This window comes from Actinomycetota bacterium (assembly GCA_012837825.1).
Classification (GTDB): domain Bacteria; phylum Actinomycetota; class Humimicrobiia; order Humimicrobiales; family Humimicrobiaceae; genus Humimicrobium.
Window position 1 is genome coordinate 1 of sequence record DUQM01000020.1, and the last position, 14,066, is coordinate 14,066.

The 14,066-nt window shown below is 34.7% G+C and carries 12 protein-coding genes and 1 other RNA gene; all 13 read left to right on the plus strand.

The window, feature by feature from the left end:
- The coding region (locus GXZ93_01825) for a hypothetical protein (protein HHT78530.1) at positions 1-443 on the plus strand (443 nt) is incomplete at its 5' end.
- A gap of 29 nt (positions 444-472) precedes the next feature.
- Entirely contained in the window at positions 473-2,731 is a 2,259-nt protein-coding gene (locus GXZ93_01830) for a bifunctional (p)ppGpp synthetase/guanosine-3',5'-bis(diphosphate) 3'-pyrophosphohydrolase (GenBank protein HHT78531.1), read from the plus strand.
- A 2-nt stretch (positions 2,732-2,733) separates the two neighbouring features.
- The gene (locus GXZ93_01835) at positions 2,734-3,402 is read left to right on the plus strand and encodes an MBL fold metallo-hydrolase (protein ID HHT78532.1); all 669 of its coding nucleotides are present in this window, start codon (positions 2,734-2,736) and stop codon (positions 3,400-3,402) included.
- Positions 3,399-4,679, plus strand: a complete 1,281-nt coding sequence (locus tag GXZ93_01840; protein ID HHT78533.1) for a histidine--tRNA ligase — start codon at positions 3,399-3,401, stop codon at positions 4,677-4,679. Before GXZ93_01835 ends, GXZ93_01840 begins: the two co-directional genes overlap by 4 nt.
- 5 nt (positions 4,680-4,684) lie before the next feature.
- Complete coding sequence (aspS, locus tag GXZ93_01845) at positions 4,685-6,490, plus strand: aspartate--tRNA ligase (protein ID HHT78534.1); 1,806 nt, start codon at positions 4,685-4,687, stop codon at positions 6,488-6,490.
- Between the two features lie 45 nt (positions 6,491-6,535).
- A non-coding RNA gene (gene ssrS, locus GXZ93_01850) (6S RNA) lies at positions 6,536-6,716 on the plus strand.
- A gap of 119 nt (positions 6,717-6,835) precedes the next feature.
- The gene (gene alaS / locus GXZ93_01855; protein ID HHT78535.1) at positions 6,836-9,526 is read left to right on the plus strand and encodes an alanine--tRNA ligase; all 2,691 of its coding nucleotides are present in this window, start codon (positions 6,836-6,838) and stop codon (positions 9,524-9,526) included.
- Positions 9,526-9,924 (plus strand): Holliday junction resolvase RuvX, encoded by a 399-nt coding sequence (ruvX, locus tag GXZ93_01860; GenBank protein ID HHT78536.1) that lies wholly within the window; start codon positions 9,526-9,528, stop codon positions 9,922-9,924. Before alaS ends, ruvX begins: the two co-directional genes overlap by 1 nt.
- Before the next feature lie 69 nt (positions 9,925-9,993).
- Entirely contained in the window at positions 9,994-11,049 is a 1,056-nt protein-coding gene (gene mltG / locus GXZ93_01865; GenBank protein HHT78537.1) for an endolytic transglycosylase MltG, read from the plus strand.
- Positions 11,046-11,660 (plus strand): methyltransferase domain-containing protein, encoded by a 615-nt coding sequence (locus GXZ93_01870; protein ID HHT78538.1) that lies wholly within the window; start codon positions 11,046-11,048, stop codon positions 11,658-11,660. Before mltG ends, GXZ93_01870 begins: the two co-directional genes overlap by 4 nt.
- Positions 11,620-12,891, plus strand: a complete 1,272-nt coding sequence (locus tag GXZ93_01875; GenBank protein ID HHT78539.1) for a U32 family peptidase — start codon at positions 11,620-11,622, stop codon at positions 12,889-12,891. Before GXZ93_01870 ends, GXZ93_01875 begins: the two co-directional genes overlap by 41 nt.
- A complete protein-coding gene (locus GXZ93_01880) occupies positions 12,884-13,159 on the plus strand; it encodes an acylphosphatase (protein HHT78540.1) in 276 nt (91 codons plus the stop codon). Before GXZ93_01875 ends, GXZ93_01880 begins: the two co-directional genes overlap by 8 nt.
- A 17-nt stretch (positions 13,160-13,176) precedes the next feature.
- Positions 13,177-14,043, plus strand: a complete 867-nt coding sequence (gene aroE / locus GXZ93_01885; GenBank protein ID HHT78541.1) for a shikimate dehydrogenase — start codon at positions 13,177-13,179, stop codon at positions 14,041-14,043.
- Positions 14,044-14,066 lie beyond the last annotated feature (23 nt).

Genomic DNA, 14,066 nt, shown 5'->3' on the forward strand with positions numbered 1-14,066 from the left:
GCGGCGATATTGAAGCTCTGTATCATGCCTTTAAGAAAAAAATGGAAGATATTGCAGTAAAGAATATAAACGATCTTCAGATACAGAAAAAATTCAGATACGATTGTGAAATCAGTTTTGCGGATATATCAGCAGGCTTATATAAAGAGATAAAAGAGCTGGAACCTTTCGGAACCGGCAATCCCAGACCTTCCATGGTCACAAGAGACTGCCGGATCAGAGAGCTGAGATTTCTGAAAGACGGCAGACATGTCAGGTTGCTATTGCAGCAGTCCGGCATCGCCTTCAGAGCAGTTATGTTTAATCTTGATGTTAAATCGCAGGAAAAATTAAAAACAATAAAAAAAGATGATTACGTCTCCATACTTTATTATCTGGATGAAAACTCCTATAATGGTGTATCCTATTTACAATTGGTAGTTTTGGATTTACTTTATAAATAATAGTCGGCGGCTGCAAGAAAATATAGAAAATGAATAAAAGTGAAAAAACAATAAAACCTATTAAAGAAGAGATTTCATTAGATGAGCTTGAAAAAACCGTAGAGAAAAATAATGTTATAGACAAGCTGTTTGATGAAATTATAGGGGTTGCAAAGACATTTAATTCATCCATCAATACTGAACTTATAAAAAAGGCCTTTCTTATCTCAAAGAAATATCATGGTGAACAGTTTCGAATATCGGGAGAACCTTTTGTAATACATCCCCTTGAAGTTGCAAAAATAATTGCCTCCATTGAACTGGACCAGGCTTCAATAATTGCCGCATTGCTTCATGACCTGGTTGAAGATACTGATTTTTCGATTGATAAAGTAAAAGACGAATTTGGCGAAGAGATCGCAAGGATAATAAATGGCGTGACAAAACTTGATAAAATTATTTTTCATACAAAGGAAGAAAAACAGGTAGAAAACCTGAGAAAAATGATAATAGCCATGTCCGAAGATGTAAGGATAATTCTGGTAAAACTTGCAGACAGACTTCATAATATGCGTACGCTGACAGTTCTCCCCAAAGAAAAGATACATCTTAAATCCATAGAAACTCTCGAAGTTTATGCGCCCATTGCCCACAGGCTGGGAATCTTTCAGATTAAATCTGAGCTTGAAGATTTAAGCTTCAAGTATCTTTTCCCAAGGCAGTATGAAAAAATAAAAGTAATGCTTAATGAAAAGATAGAGGAAAGAAAAGAATTTATTGATGATGCCATAAGTATAATAAAAGGCAAGCTTGATGAAATGGGAATCAGGGCGGAAATAAGCGGAAGGGTAAAAAATTATTACAGTATATATAACAAACTTACAGTACAAAACAAAACTTTTGACAATATATTTGATCTGATAGCAATAAGAATAATAGTTGATGATGTCAAAAATTGTTACGGAGTACTGGGTATAATACATTCAATTTGGAAACCTGTACCCGGAAGATTTAAAGACTATGTGGCAAATCCGAAATTTAACATGTATCAGTCTCTTCATACAACAGTGATCGGCAAGAAAGGAGTGCCTCTCGAAATCCAGATAAGGACAGATGAAATGCATCAGATAGCGGAATACGGTATAGCAGCGCACTACAAATATAAAGAAAATGATTTGAAAGTGGAAGAGTTTGACAAGAGAATAGCATGGATAAGGCAGCTGCTTGACTGGCAGAAAGAATTGAAAAATCCTCAGGACTATATGGAGTCATTAAAACTCGACTTGTTTGAGGACGAAGTATTTGTTTTCACTCCCAAAGGAAAAGTCCTCAACCTTCCGAGAAAATCAACCATAATAGATTTTGCATATACTGTTCATACAGATATCGGACATAACTGCATAGGGGCTAAAATAAACGGACAGATGGTTCCCATAGAATCAATGCTGGAGAATGGAGATATTGTTGAAATTATCGTTTCAAAAACACCAAAAGGGCCAAGCAGAGACTGGCTGAATATTGTAAAAACTTCAAGAGCCACAAATAAAATCAAGCAGTGGTTTTCCAGAGAAGAAAGACAGGAATCTCTTAATTCGGGGAAAGAGATAATGCTGAAGCTTTTAAGAAAGAACGGATTATCTTTTAAAACAGTCAGCATGGATGTTTTTGAAGAAGTAGCAAAAGAGATGAATTTTGAAAAAGCTGAAACATTGTTTAGAAATGTTGGAACCCACAAGGTTTCAGCCCATCAGGTATTTACAAAAATTATAAAGAAAATGAATCAGCAGGATGAACAGCCAAGGGAAATGACTCTTGACGATATTCATCAGAAAGAAGATATACGAAGACCCAGCACCGGCATAAAGGTAAAAGGCATGGAGGGCGTTCTTGTTTTTATGGCCAAATGCTGTAATCCGGTTCCGGGTGATAAAATAGTTGGCTATATAACAAGAGGCAGAGGAATATCTGTGCACAGAGCTGACTGTACAAATTTAAAGAATCTTGTAGAAAATGAAAAGGCAAGGATAGTAGAAGTAAGCTGGGATAAAAATGCTCCGTCAAGGTTTAATGTTGAAATAGAAATCGAAGCTCTTGACCGGACAAAGCTTTTAAGGGATATTACAAATACCATCAGTGAATATGATTTGAACATCATTTCAACATCCGGCGGCACTCAGAGGAAAAATGGTTTTGCAAAATTCAAATTTACAATCGAAGTAAGCAATAAATATATACTTAAGGATGTAATAAATAATTTGAGAAATATAGATTCCGTTTACGATGTATACAGGGTTCTGCCGAGGGGTTGAAAATGAATAATATGAATAATATTGAAATGAATAATATTGAAATAGTAAAAATAAAACTTGATTTTTTTGATACCAATTGTTATATGGTTTACGGAAACGGTATTGATTTTCTGATTGATCCCGGCTCAGACAGCAAAAAAATAATCAAATATCTGGATAAAAGAAAAAAAGGCCCTGATTTTATCATCGGGACACACTGTCATTTTGACCATATAGGGGCTGCAGACAAGGTTGCAGACTATTATAACATTCCGGTATATATTCATCAGAACGAAGAAGAAATATTAAACAACCCCGGTAAAAATCTGTCTTCTTTTTTTAATGTAAATACATTATTATTAAAAACTTATAAGATTTTATACGGAATGGAAACAAAAGATTTTCTTTCAAAAAAAATCGATATAATAACTACACCCGGACATACACCGGGAAGTATAATTATCAGATATGCCGGATATCTTTTTACCGGAGATCTGTTATTTAAGGATTCCATAGGCAGGACGGATCTTCCCGGAGGAGATTCGGCAAAAATGAAAACAAGTTTAAGTTTGTTAAAAACCCTGGACAAGAATCTGATTGTTCTGCCGGGGCATGGAGATGAAACGACTTTGGAAGATGAATTGAAAAATAATTATTTTCTAAATAACGGGGATTCGGAGGATTTTAATTGATATACAACTCACCGAGAGGAACCGAGGATTATTTTGGCGAAGAAATAAAGTACAGGGATTTCCTTACCGAAACATCCAGAAGTCTCTTTAAGATATTTAACTATTCTGAAATAATAACTCCTCATTTTGAGCATACCGAAGTTTTTTCCAGGGGAATCGGTGAAAATTCTGAAATTGTCCAGAAAGAGATGTACACATTTTCCGATAAAAAAAACAGGTCTCTGACTTTAAGGCCTGAAGGTACGGCATCTGTTGTGCGTGCAATTGTTGAAAACAAGCTTTACTCGGGAAATCTTCCATTAAAATTATTCTACATAGGCAGCATGTTCAGGTATGAAAGACCTCAGAAAGGAAGAATGAGGGAGTTCTGTCAGATAGGAGTTGAATCTGCCGGCAGCGATAGTCCCTCAATCGATGCAGATGTCATATGGCTTCTGTATGAATTGTTCAGAAAACTTGGTTTTAGAAATCTTACTCTTTATGTAAACAGCATAGGATGTGCTGACTGTCGTGCCGAATATGTAAAAATGCTGGAAGATCAGCTGATACCCGTAAAAGATAGTCTTTGTCAGGACTGCAATTCCAGGTTAGGTAAAAATACTTTAAGGATTTTTGACTGTAAGGTAAAAACATGCAGAGAAGTTCTTAAAAACGTTGTAAAAATAAGCGACAATCTTTGTGAAAACTGTCTTAAGCATTTTAATGAAATAAAATCCTTAATGGATGTTCTTGAAGTGGATTATGTGCACAACAAAAATCTTGTCAGGGGTTTTGATTATTATACAAGGACGATTTTTGAAATAATATCTTCAGATATAAACAGCGCGCAGAATGCTCTTGGCGGAGGAGGGCGTTATGATAACCTTATTAAAGAATTCGGCGGTCCTGAAATCAGTTCAGTCGGTTTTGCCATAGGTCTGGAACGCACAGTACTTTTAATGAAGGAGCTTGGAATAAAATTACCTGATTCAATGAAATTTTTAAATAAGACTTATATAATAAATATGGATTCTGTCTATGACAAATATGTTTTTGAACTTCTCAGATATCTAAGAAGCCGGGATATTTATTGTGATACGAATTTCAATATAAAAAGTGTTGGCAAAGAAATAAAATTTGCGCAAAATAACGGGTATGAAAATGTGATCATAGTCGGCGAAGATGAATACAGAAGAAAAAGCGTAAAAATAAAAAATCTGAAAAAATATTCTCAGAAAGAATTTGAATGGGATTCTGAAAAAGAAAAGATATTAAATTTCCTTAAAAAAACGGAGTAAATCTGATGATAAAAAATGAAGAAGCTTTCAGGACAGCATACAGAAGCAATCTCTGCGGCTTGTTAAATGCAGAAGATGCTGATAAAAAAGTCAGTCTTTGCGGCTGGGTAGGGAAAAGAAGGGATCACGGAAAGCTTATATTTGTTGATTTAAGAGATTTCAGCGGTATCATACAATTGGTTTTTGATCCTTCTTTTGGCAAGGATGCGCATGAAGCTGCAAAAGAAATAAGAACTGAATTTGCCATACAGGCAGAAGGAATAATCAGGCCGAGATCTGAAGAAACAGTAAATAATGAAATTCCCACAGGAAATATTGAAGTTTTTGTAAACAAATTAATTATTTTCAATACATCAAAGACACCGCCTTTCAATCTTGATGATCGTGAAAGTGTTGATGAACTTGCCAGGCTGAAATACAGGTTCATTGATCTGAGAACTGCTGAGATGCAGAATAATCTGAGATTAAAAAACAGGATCATGTATGCCACAAGAAATTTCCTGCAGTCCAATGGATTTATTGAGGTTGAAACACCGATACTCGGTAAAAGCACGCCTGAAGGTGCGAGGGATTTTCTTGTTCCTTCAAGGCTTAATCCTAATAAATTTTACGCTCTTCCTCAGTCTCCCCAGCTTTTCAAGCAGATACTTATGTTTTCAGGTTTTGACAGAATTTTCCAGCTCGCAAGGTGTTTCAGGGATGAAGACCTGAGAGCGGACAGGCAGCCGGAATTCACTCAGATTGACCTTGAGATGTCATTTGTAAGGCAGGAAGATATAACTTCAATGATCGAAAGACTGATACGGGACATAATGTTGAATGTCCTGGATAAGGAAATACAAATTCCTTTTAAAAAACTTACCTGGGAAGAGGCAATGTCTCAATACGGTTCAGATAAACCGGATACAAGGTTTGAACTAAGGATAAAAGATATTTCTGATTATTTTAAAGATTCAGATGTCAAGATCTTTAAAGATGCTTTGCAGAATGAAGGAGTCATAAAATGTCTTTGTGTTGAAAATAGTGAAGATTTTTCAAGAAAAGACCTCGATCAGTTTGTTGAGACTGCCAAAAAGAATGGTGCCGGCGGACTGTTATGGATAAAAGTAGATGAAAACCTGAATTTTCAGTCTCCGGTTGCAAAATTTTTATCTGAAAAGGAAAAATCAGCCCTGATTTCCGGTTTGTCATTAAAGCCAAAAAATCTGCTGCTTATAATAAGCGACAAATTTGAAACAGCCTGTACAGTTCTTGGAATACTAAGAACCCGGATAGGTGTAAAATTAAAAATGATCAGCGAGGATTTATTTGATTTTCTATGGGTATATGATTTTCCCTTATTTGAATGGGATCAGAAGGAAAAAAAATATAAATCCATGCATCATCCTTTTACAATGCCTTCGGAAGAAACGGCCGGATATCTTGATAAAGATCCCCTGAAAGTAAAATCTGTTTCTTATGATATTATCCTTAACGGAAATGAACTTGGTGGCGGTTCCGTGAGGATAAATAATATCGAAATGCAGACCAGGATATTGAAATTGTTAAATGTCGATTTGGAAAAAGCAAAAGAGAATTTCGGTTTTTTTCTCGGTGCCATGGAGTATGGAACTCCTCCTCACGGCGGCATAGCGCTTGGTCTTGACAGATTTGCAATGCTTCTGGGCGGACTTAAAAGCATCAGGGAAGTAATTGCTTTCCCGAAAACCCAGTCAGCCTTTGATGTGATGACCGAAACACCATCAGCCGTAAGCTCTGAGCAGCTGAAGGAATTGCATATAAAATGTGAAGAAACTGATCCCGAGCAATGAAATATCACAGATTGTATTAGAATTTCAATTATGCTAACATTTTATTGTACCCTGTGTTAATAGTAATTGAAGTTAATTTTAATGCCAACAAATTAACTTTGGGAGTCTTTACTCTGACTGTGGTGTAAATGCCCTTTAAAGGGACTTACTAATCGGCAGGTAGGAATCCGCCTTACTTCGGGTAGGGCATAAAAACTTCAATCAATTACGTTAATATGGGGTATTGTTTTATATAAATTTATTAATATTTAGCTTGGAGAATAAGTGTTAACAGATACCAGGCTTAGATAGTACAATTTATTTATTATTGATATTTTTAAGCATTTCAATTATTTTTATAAAGTTATGGATATAAGAAAAGAGTTTTTAAATTTTTTCAAAGAAAATGATCATTTGATTCTGCCGTCTTCCAGTCTTATACCTGATAATGATGCGAGCGTATTGCTGACTACAGCAGGGATGCAGCAGTTCAAACCTTATTACCTGGGCGTCAAAAAACCGCCTTTTCCCAGAATTTCAACGGTACAGAAATCTTTCAGAACCAGCGACATAGAAAACATCGGTAAAACGGATAGGCACCTGACCTTTTTTGAGATGCTTGGAAATTTTGCTTTTGCGGATTACTTTAAAAAAGAAGCTATTGCACTGGCTCTCAGGTTTCTGTCAGATATATTAAAAATTCCTGAAAACAAATTATGGATAACTGTCTTTGGCGGTTATGGAGATCTTCCCATGGACAAGGAAGCTGAAAATTACTGGATGGAAAACGGAATACCCGGGGAAAGAATATACAAATTCGGTATGAAAGACAATTTCTGGGGGCCGGCAGGGGATACAGGCCCGTGCGGTCCTTCAACTGAAATATACTATGATTTCGGCCCTGACACAGGGTGCGGCAGAAATGACTGCAACCCGGGTTGTGGCTGCAGCAGATTTATAGAAATATGGAATCTTGTTTTTACGCAGTACAATTATAATGGCCGGGAATATCTTGATCTGCCTAATAAAAATATAGATACCGGCATGGGATTGGAAAGAATATACTCTGCATTGAATGGAAGTAATTCGGTTTTTAATACTCCTCTGTTCAAGAATATTATTTCGAAAATTTCTGAAATTGCTGATGGCATCAGTGAAAACAACTATGAAGATGAAACAAAAACAAGAGCAAAGAAAATAATAAGCGATCACTGCCGGGCAATTTATTTTCTGATTTCCGATGGAGTAATGCCCTCAAATGAAGGACGGGGATATATCCTGAGAAGAATAATCAGAAGAGCAATAAGATATGGAAGACTTATTAATATAAAAGATTATTTCCTGAATGAAATAGGAAAAGTTATAATAGATGATTACGGGGAAGCTTATCCTGAGCTTGAATCAAAAAAAGAAATTTCTTTTCAGGTCGTACACGATGAAGAAAAGAAATTCTCAAATACGCTAAAGGATGGCATGAAGATTCTTTTACAGAATATTTCTGAATTAAAAGAAAAAAAAGAGACCATTTTAAGTCCTGAAAATACATTCCGTCTTTATGATACTTACGGTTTTCCTGTTGAGCTGACTGAAGAAATATTAAAAGAAAGTAATCTGTCGGTTGACATTGCCGGATTTAATGAATTCATGAAAAACCATATAAAAAAATCAAAAGAAAAAACCGGATTTGATAAGAGCATTAACGAATACCTGGATTTTTATAGAAATCTAAAGTCGCAGGCCGAAAATGAATTCATAGGTTATGAGCATGATTCTTCAGATACTGTTATTTTAAAAATAGTTGTGGACGAAAAATCTTTTAAAAAAGAAAAAGATGTGTTGCAGGAAGGGCAGAAAGGTGAAATTGTAATACGGAAAACTCCTTTTTATGGTGAAAGAGGAGGTGCCGTGGGAGACAGGGGAACAATATCGTCTTCCCGGAACGGTCATTTGTTTGAAGTAAATGATACCATAATCCCTTTTGAGGGCCTTATAATCCATAAAGGAATAGTCAGGAAAGGAAGTTTTAAGGTCGGAGATAATATACATGCAGAAGTCGACATAAGCTTCAGAAAAAATATAAGCAGAAACCATACTGCCACTCATCTTCTTCACTGGGCTTTAAGAAGCCTGCTTGGCAGCGAAGTAGAACAGGCAGGCTCTTTTGTTTCTGATGAAAGACTAAGATTTGATTACAAATTTTTTGGTAAATATGAAGAAGATATTATTGATAAAGCAGAAATGCTGATAAACAAAAAAATAACCGATAATGATATTGTAAAAATTTTTGAGACTTCATGGGAATATGCTCAGGAAATAGGCGCAATGGCACTCTTTGAAGAAAAATACGGACGATTTGTAAGAGTGGTAGAAATCGGCAATTACAGCCGGGAGCTTTGCGGAGGAATACATGTTAAAAGAACCGGTGAAATAGGGTTGTTTAAAATCCTGTCTGATACCGGTATCGGTACAAATTTAAGAAGGATAGAAGCAGTTACGGGAACATATTCCTATGGATATTTCAGCGCAAGTGAAAAAATATTAAAGAATATATCGGATAAATTAAATGCTGACATAGATGAGATTGAAATAAAAATTGACAAACTAAAAACCGAACTTGAAGCAAAAAATGAAAAATACAATAGATTGCTGATAATCGGTGCAAAAAACAGAATCTTTGAAAAATATGGAAAAAATGCATCCGAAGATTATAAAATTTTTGAATATGATTTTTCATGCTCAGAATTTGGGGATGACCTTAATATTAAAAATCTGGGCATTCTTACCGATGATTTAAAAGAATTTTATAGAAAAGGATTTTTCTGTGTGTTTTCAAATATTGTCAACAACAAACCCATGCTTGTTTTTTCCTGCACCCCTGATATAACAGACAAAGGCATTGATTGCTCTAAAATTGCCAGGGAAGCCGCAAAAATTATAAAAGGCGGAGGAGGAGGAAAACCTGAATTTTCCCAGGCGGGAGGTTCAGATAGCACAAAGATCGGGGAAGCGGCTGATTTTGCTTTGAAGATGGTGAAAGACTGTCTTGGTCTGAAATAATGAAGATTCTTGCAATAGATTTTGGAGAAAAAAATTTTGGAATTGCTTTAACAGATGATCTTGGAATAATTGCAATCCCGTATTCTGTTGAAAAAAATGATAATAATTTTCACAAAACACTTATAAAAATAATCAATGAAAAAAAAATAAACAAAATAATTGCCGGATTTCCTTTAAGTCTCAAAGGACAGGAAGGTGAACAGGCACTTAGAGTAAGAAAGTATTTTAAAGAATTAAGTAAAAAAATAAATATGAATATTGAACTTGTGGATGAACGATTTTCAACAAAGATTTCTGAAAATAAACTAAGAGAGCTGAAGAAAAACACAGAAAAAGATATCGATAAATTTGCTGCTGCCATTATTTTGGAGAATTATTTAAGCAAATCCTGCAAATGATGCTTTAAATTTTATTTATATTTTCAGGCAATAATTAAAAATATTAAAAACATTACAGGAAAATTTGAGATGATGATCAAAAAAGAAAAAAATACTTTTACTTGTATTATTTTAATATTTGTCTGTCTGTTATCTGTTCTGATGGTTTTTAATGTTTCTTGTAAAATTTTTGATTCTGCCCGTTCTGAAACAGAAAAGACAATTGAAAAAGGCATTGAAAAAGAAATAGTGATAAATGAAGGCATGAATCTTACACAGATAGCAGAACTGATGGAAACAAATGGAATAGTAGATGATGCCCTGTTTTTCAAACTTTATGTTGAAGAAAAAAATATGGAGAAGAAACTTCTTCCCGGAAGCTATAAATTGCTTACATTATCTGATTATGGTGAAGTTCTCGATGCAATATCGGGAGGACCGGCCATAATATCGTACAAGCTGACAATTCCGGAGGGTTTTACAGTTGACCAGATCGCTCAAAGGATACTGAGCGAAATTCCAAATATTTCCTCCCGGGATATTGATGATAACCTTATTCCCCGAAACTATGATTATGATTTTTTAAAAAATGATGAAATATTCGTTGAAACACTTGAAGGATTTCTTTTTCCAAAAACTTATGAAATATTACAGGAATATACTTTAAAAAATATAATCGAAATGATGCTGTCACAATATCAGTTTGAAACAAGCAGTCTTGATTTTACTGAATTAAGTGACAGAAATCTTGATTATTATGACATTCTCATAATAGCTTCCATGATTGAAAGGGAGGCATACATTCCGGAAGAAAGAGAGCTTATATCTGCAGTAATACATAACAGATTTGAAATAGGAATGTCTCTTGGAATAGATGCAACCTTAAGTTATTATCTTGACAAATGGGATGAGCCTCTTACAAAAAGCGACCTTGAAACAGATACGCCATATAATACAAGAATATATGCCGGACTGCCGCCGACACCTATCTGTAATCCGGGCCTTGAATGCATAAAAGCGGCATTATCTCCGGCAGATGTAGATTATCTGTATTATGTAGTTACCGATGAGGAAAACCATAAGCACTCTTTCTCAACAACACTTGAGGAACATAATCAGAATATCGGCAGCACACAAAATCAATGAAAGAACTTAAAAATTTTTTATCTGAAAAAGAATCCTTAAAAAAAATAGCTGATTTTTCAAAAGACAACAAAATACCTGTCATTAGCAATGATGTGGGGAGACTTCTTGAAACAATTATATTTTTAAAACAACCTGAGAATATTCTGGAAATCGGTTGCGGTGAAGGTTATTCAACCTATTATATAATTAAAAATCTTGGAAAAGGCTCGTACACGGGAATAGATCTTAATAAGAAACGCCTTAAAAAAGCTGAAAGATTTATTTCTTCAAGTTTTCCGGAAAAAGAGGTTTTATTTATTAATGGAAATGCATTAAAAATAATACCTGAACTTGAAGGTTGTTTTGATTTTGTTTTTATTGATGCTGCAAAATTTGAATATCCTGATTATTTTGAATTGCTGCAAAATAAATTAAGCAAAGATGCCTGTATTATTGCTGACAATGTTTTTTTCAGTGAAAAAATATTTTCCAATTATATAAAAGAACATGATAAAAACAGTGTAACCGGATTAAAAGAATTTGTTAAACATGTAAGTAACAGCAGTTTGCTGAAAACAATATTTTTGGATATTGGCGATGGAGTATCAGTATCGGTTTTTAGAGGAAAATAGAAAATTACCTGAATTGCTTGTGCCTGCAGCTGATATGACTGTTTTAAAGTATGCTTTGGAGTATGGCGCAGATGCAGTATATCTTGGTGGCAGAAAATTTAACCTGAGGAGCTATGGAAGCAATTTCAGCATCAGAGAGCTTGAAGAAGCGGTAAAATATTCACATGACAGGAGTAAAAAAGCTTATCTTACTTTAAATTCGATTATATTTGAAAATGAGCTTGATGAGTTTGAAGAATATGTTAAAAGCATCAAAGACATTGGCTTTAACGGTTATATTGTTTCAGATCCCGGACTGATACCGGTAATAAGAAAATATATTGCGGATGCAAACATTCATATGAGCACTCAGTTAAGCACTACAAATCATCTGACGGTGGATCACTACAGAAAAGCCGGAGCAAGAAGAATAAATATAGCAAGGGAGATAAGATATAATGATTTAAGGGAGCTGGTTAAGAATTCCAAAATAGAAATTGAAGTCTTTATTCACGGTTCTTTATGCATATCTTATTCAGGCAGATGCATGCTCAGCAAATATATGACAAATCGCGATGCCAACAGAGGAGAGTGCGCACATAGCTGCAGATGGAAATATTATCTTATGGAGGAACAAAGACCTAATTTATTCTATAATATCACACAGGAAACTGACGGAACATACATATATAATTCAAGAGATCTTTGTCTTTTGCCAAAACTGGATTATCTTGTAGAGGCAGGAGTATCTGCTTTAAAAATCGAAGGGAGAATGAAAACAGAAAGCTATGTAGCACAGACTGTCTGGGTGTACAGAAAGGCCCTGGATCTTATAGCTGAAGGAAAGTTCAATAAGGAAAACAAAGATTTTTTAATGTCAGAATTAATCAAATGCAGCCACAGGGATTACACCGAGGGCTTTATGTTTCTGGACTCTTTTGAGGAGCTTGAAAATAATGAAGATGTTAAAATAAAGCAGGATTTTAAGTTTACAGGTATTTGTTTTAAAGAATTCTCAGAAGACGGATGTTCGGAAATCCTGGTAAAAAATCAATTCAGAAAAGGTGAAGTCCTTGAAATACTTGAACCGGGAACAATGCCAAGACTTTTTAAAGTAAAGAAAATAAAAATAAAAAGAAAAAACTATGAATTTTTTACAGAAGAAGCAAACCCCAATGATATTATTCTTCTTGAAGGACTGGGGAATATAAATTTATTTTCAATAATAAGGAAAAGGATGCAAAATGCCTAAATGCTTTGAAATATTACTTGAAGGAAGAGTTCAGGGAGTTGGTTTCAGGAATTTTGCCGCAGCAAGGGCACTGAGATATAATATAAAAGGTACTGTTAGAAATACTCATGAAGGGAATCTTGAAATAATCTGCTGCGGTACCGGAGAAGATCTTGAAAAATTTATCAGTGAAGTAAAAAAAGGCCCCTCATTTGCATTTGTAAGCGAAGCAAAAATCAGTGAATATGCAGGCCGGTTTGATTTTAGCGAATTTAAGATCATTTATTAAAAACAAATAATTAAAAAATGCCGGAAAACATTAATGGGTATACAGATATTTACGGGCTTCTTGGTTATCCTGCCAGGCATAGCTATTCTCCCGTAATACACAATTATCTGTTTAAGAAGAATTCAATTAATTCAGTTTATCTTGCTTTTGAAATAAAACCTGATAACTTTAAAGAATGTGTATCATGCTTTAAAATTCTGAAATTTAAAGGTTTTAATCTTACAATGCCTTTTAAAAAAGATATAATTCCTTATCTGGATAAAATCAGCAGAGATGCATCAATCATAAATTCTGTCAATACGGTTGTCAGAACCGGGGATATCTACGAAGGTTTTAATACAGATCTTGATGGTTTTATCAAATCACTTGAGGAAAAAGAATTTAATTTTACAGATTCGTGTGCTCTTGTTCTGGGCGCAGGAAGTACCGCAGGAAGTACCGTTCTTGGTTTGCTGAAAAAAAAGATGAAAAAAATCTATCTCTTCAACCGGACTGCAGACAGGGCATTTGAACTGAAGGATAGGCTAAGGAAATATTTTGATGAAGAAATAATAATTTTGGAGAATCTAAAATATCTGGGGAGTGAGGATCTGAAAAGAATAGATCTTGTGGTAAACTGCACATCTGTAGGTATGGATGGTTTAAGTGGTTCTGAAAATATGCCTGTTCCGGAAAACTGGTGCTTAAAAGACAAGTTTGTATTTGAAATGATTTACAAGCCGGCTGAAACCATGTTTCTTATAAAAGCAAAATCTGAAAAGGCAGTAATAATAAACGGCCTTGACATGCTTGTCAACCAGGCTCTTGCCTCCTTTGAAATTTGGGAAGGGTTTTTCCCCGATAAAAAAGATCTGATGGAATATTTTAAAAATAGTGTTAAATAAACTATAAAAACTATTTTATTAAA

Coding starts and splice junctions, on each gene's coding strand:
- GXZ93_01870 (HHT78538.1), top strand. CDS start 11,046: ATGAAAGAACTTAAAAATTTTTTATCTGAAAAAGAATCCTTAAAAAAA.
- aspS (HHT78534.1), top strand. CDS start 4,685: ATGATAAAAAATGAAGAAGCTTTCAGGACAGCATACAGAAGCAATCTC.
- aroE (HHT78541.1), top strand. CDS start 13,177: ATGCCGGAAAACATTAATGGGTATACAGATATTTACGGGCTTCTTGGT.
- ruvX (HHT78536.1), top strand. CDS start 9,526: ATGAAGATTCTTGCAATAGATTTTGGAGAAAAAAATTTTGGAATTGCT.
- GXZ93_01835 (HHT78532.1), top strand. CDS start 2,734: ATGAATAATATGAATAATATTGAAATGAATAATATTGAAATAGTAAAA.
- GXZ93_01830 (HHT78531.1), top strand. CDS start 473: ATGAATAAAAGTGAAAAAACAATAAAACCTATTAAAGAAGAGATTTCA.
- alaS (HHT78535.1), top strand. CDS start 6,836: ATGGATATAAGAAAAGAGTTTTTAAATTTTTTCAAAGAAAATGATCAT.
- GXZ93_01880 (HHT78540.1), top strand. CDS start 12,884: ATGCCTAAATGCTTTGAAATATTACTTGAAGGAAGAGTTCAGGGAGTT.
- mltG (HHT78537.1), top strand. CDS start 9,994: ATGATGATCAAAAAAGAAAAAAATACTTTTACTTGTATTATTTTAATA.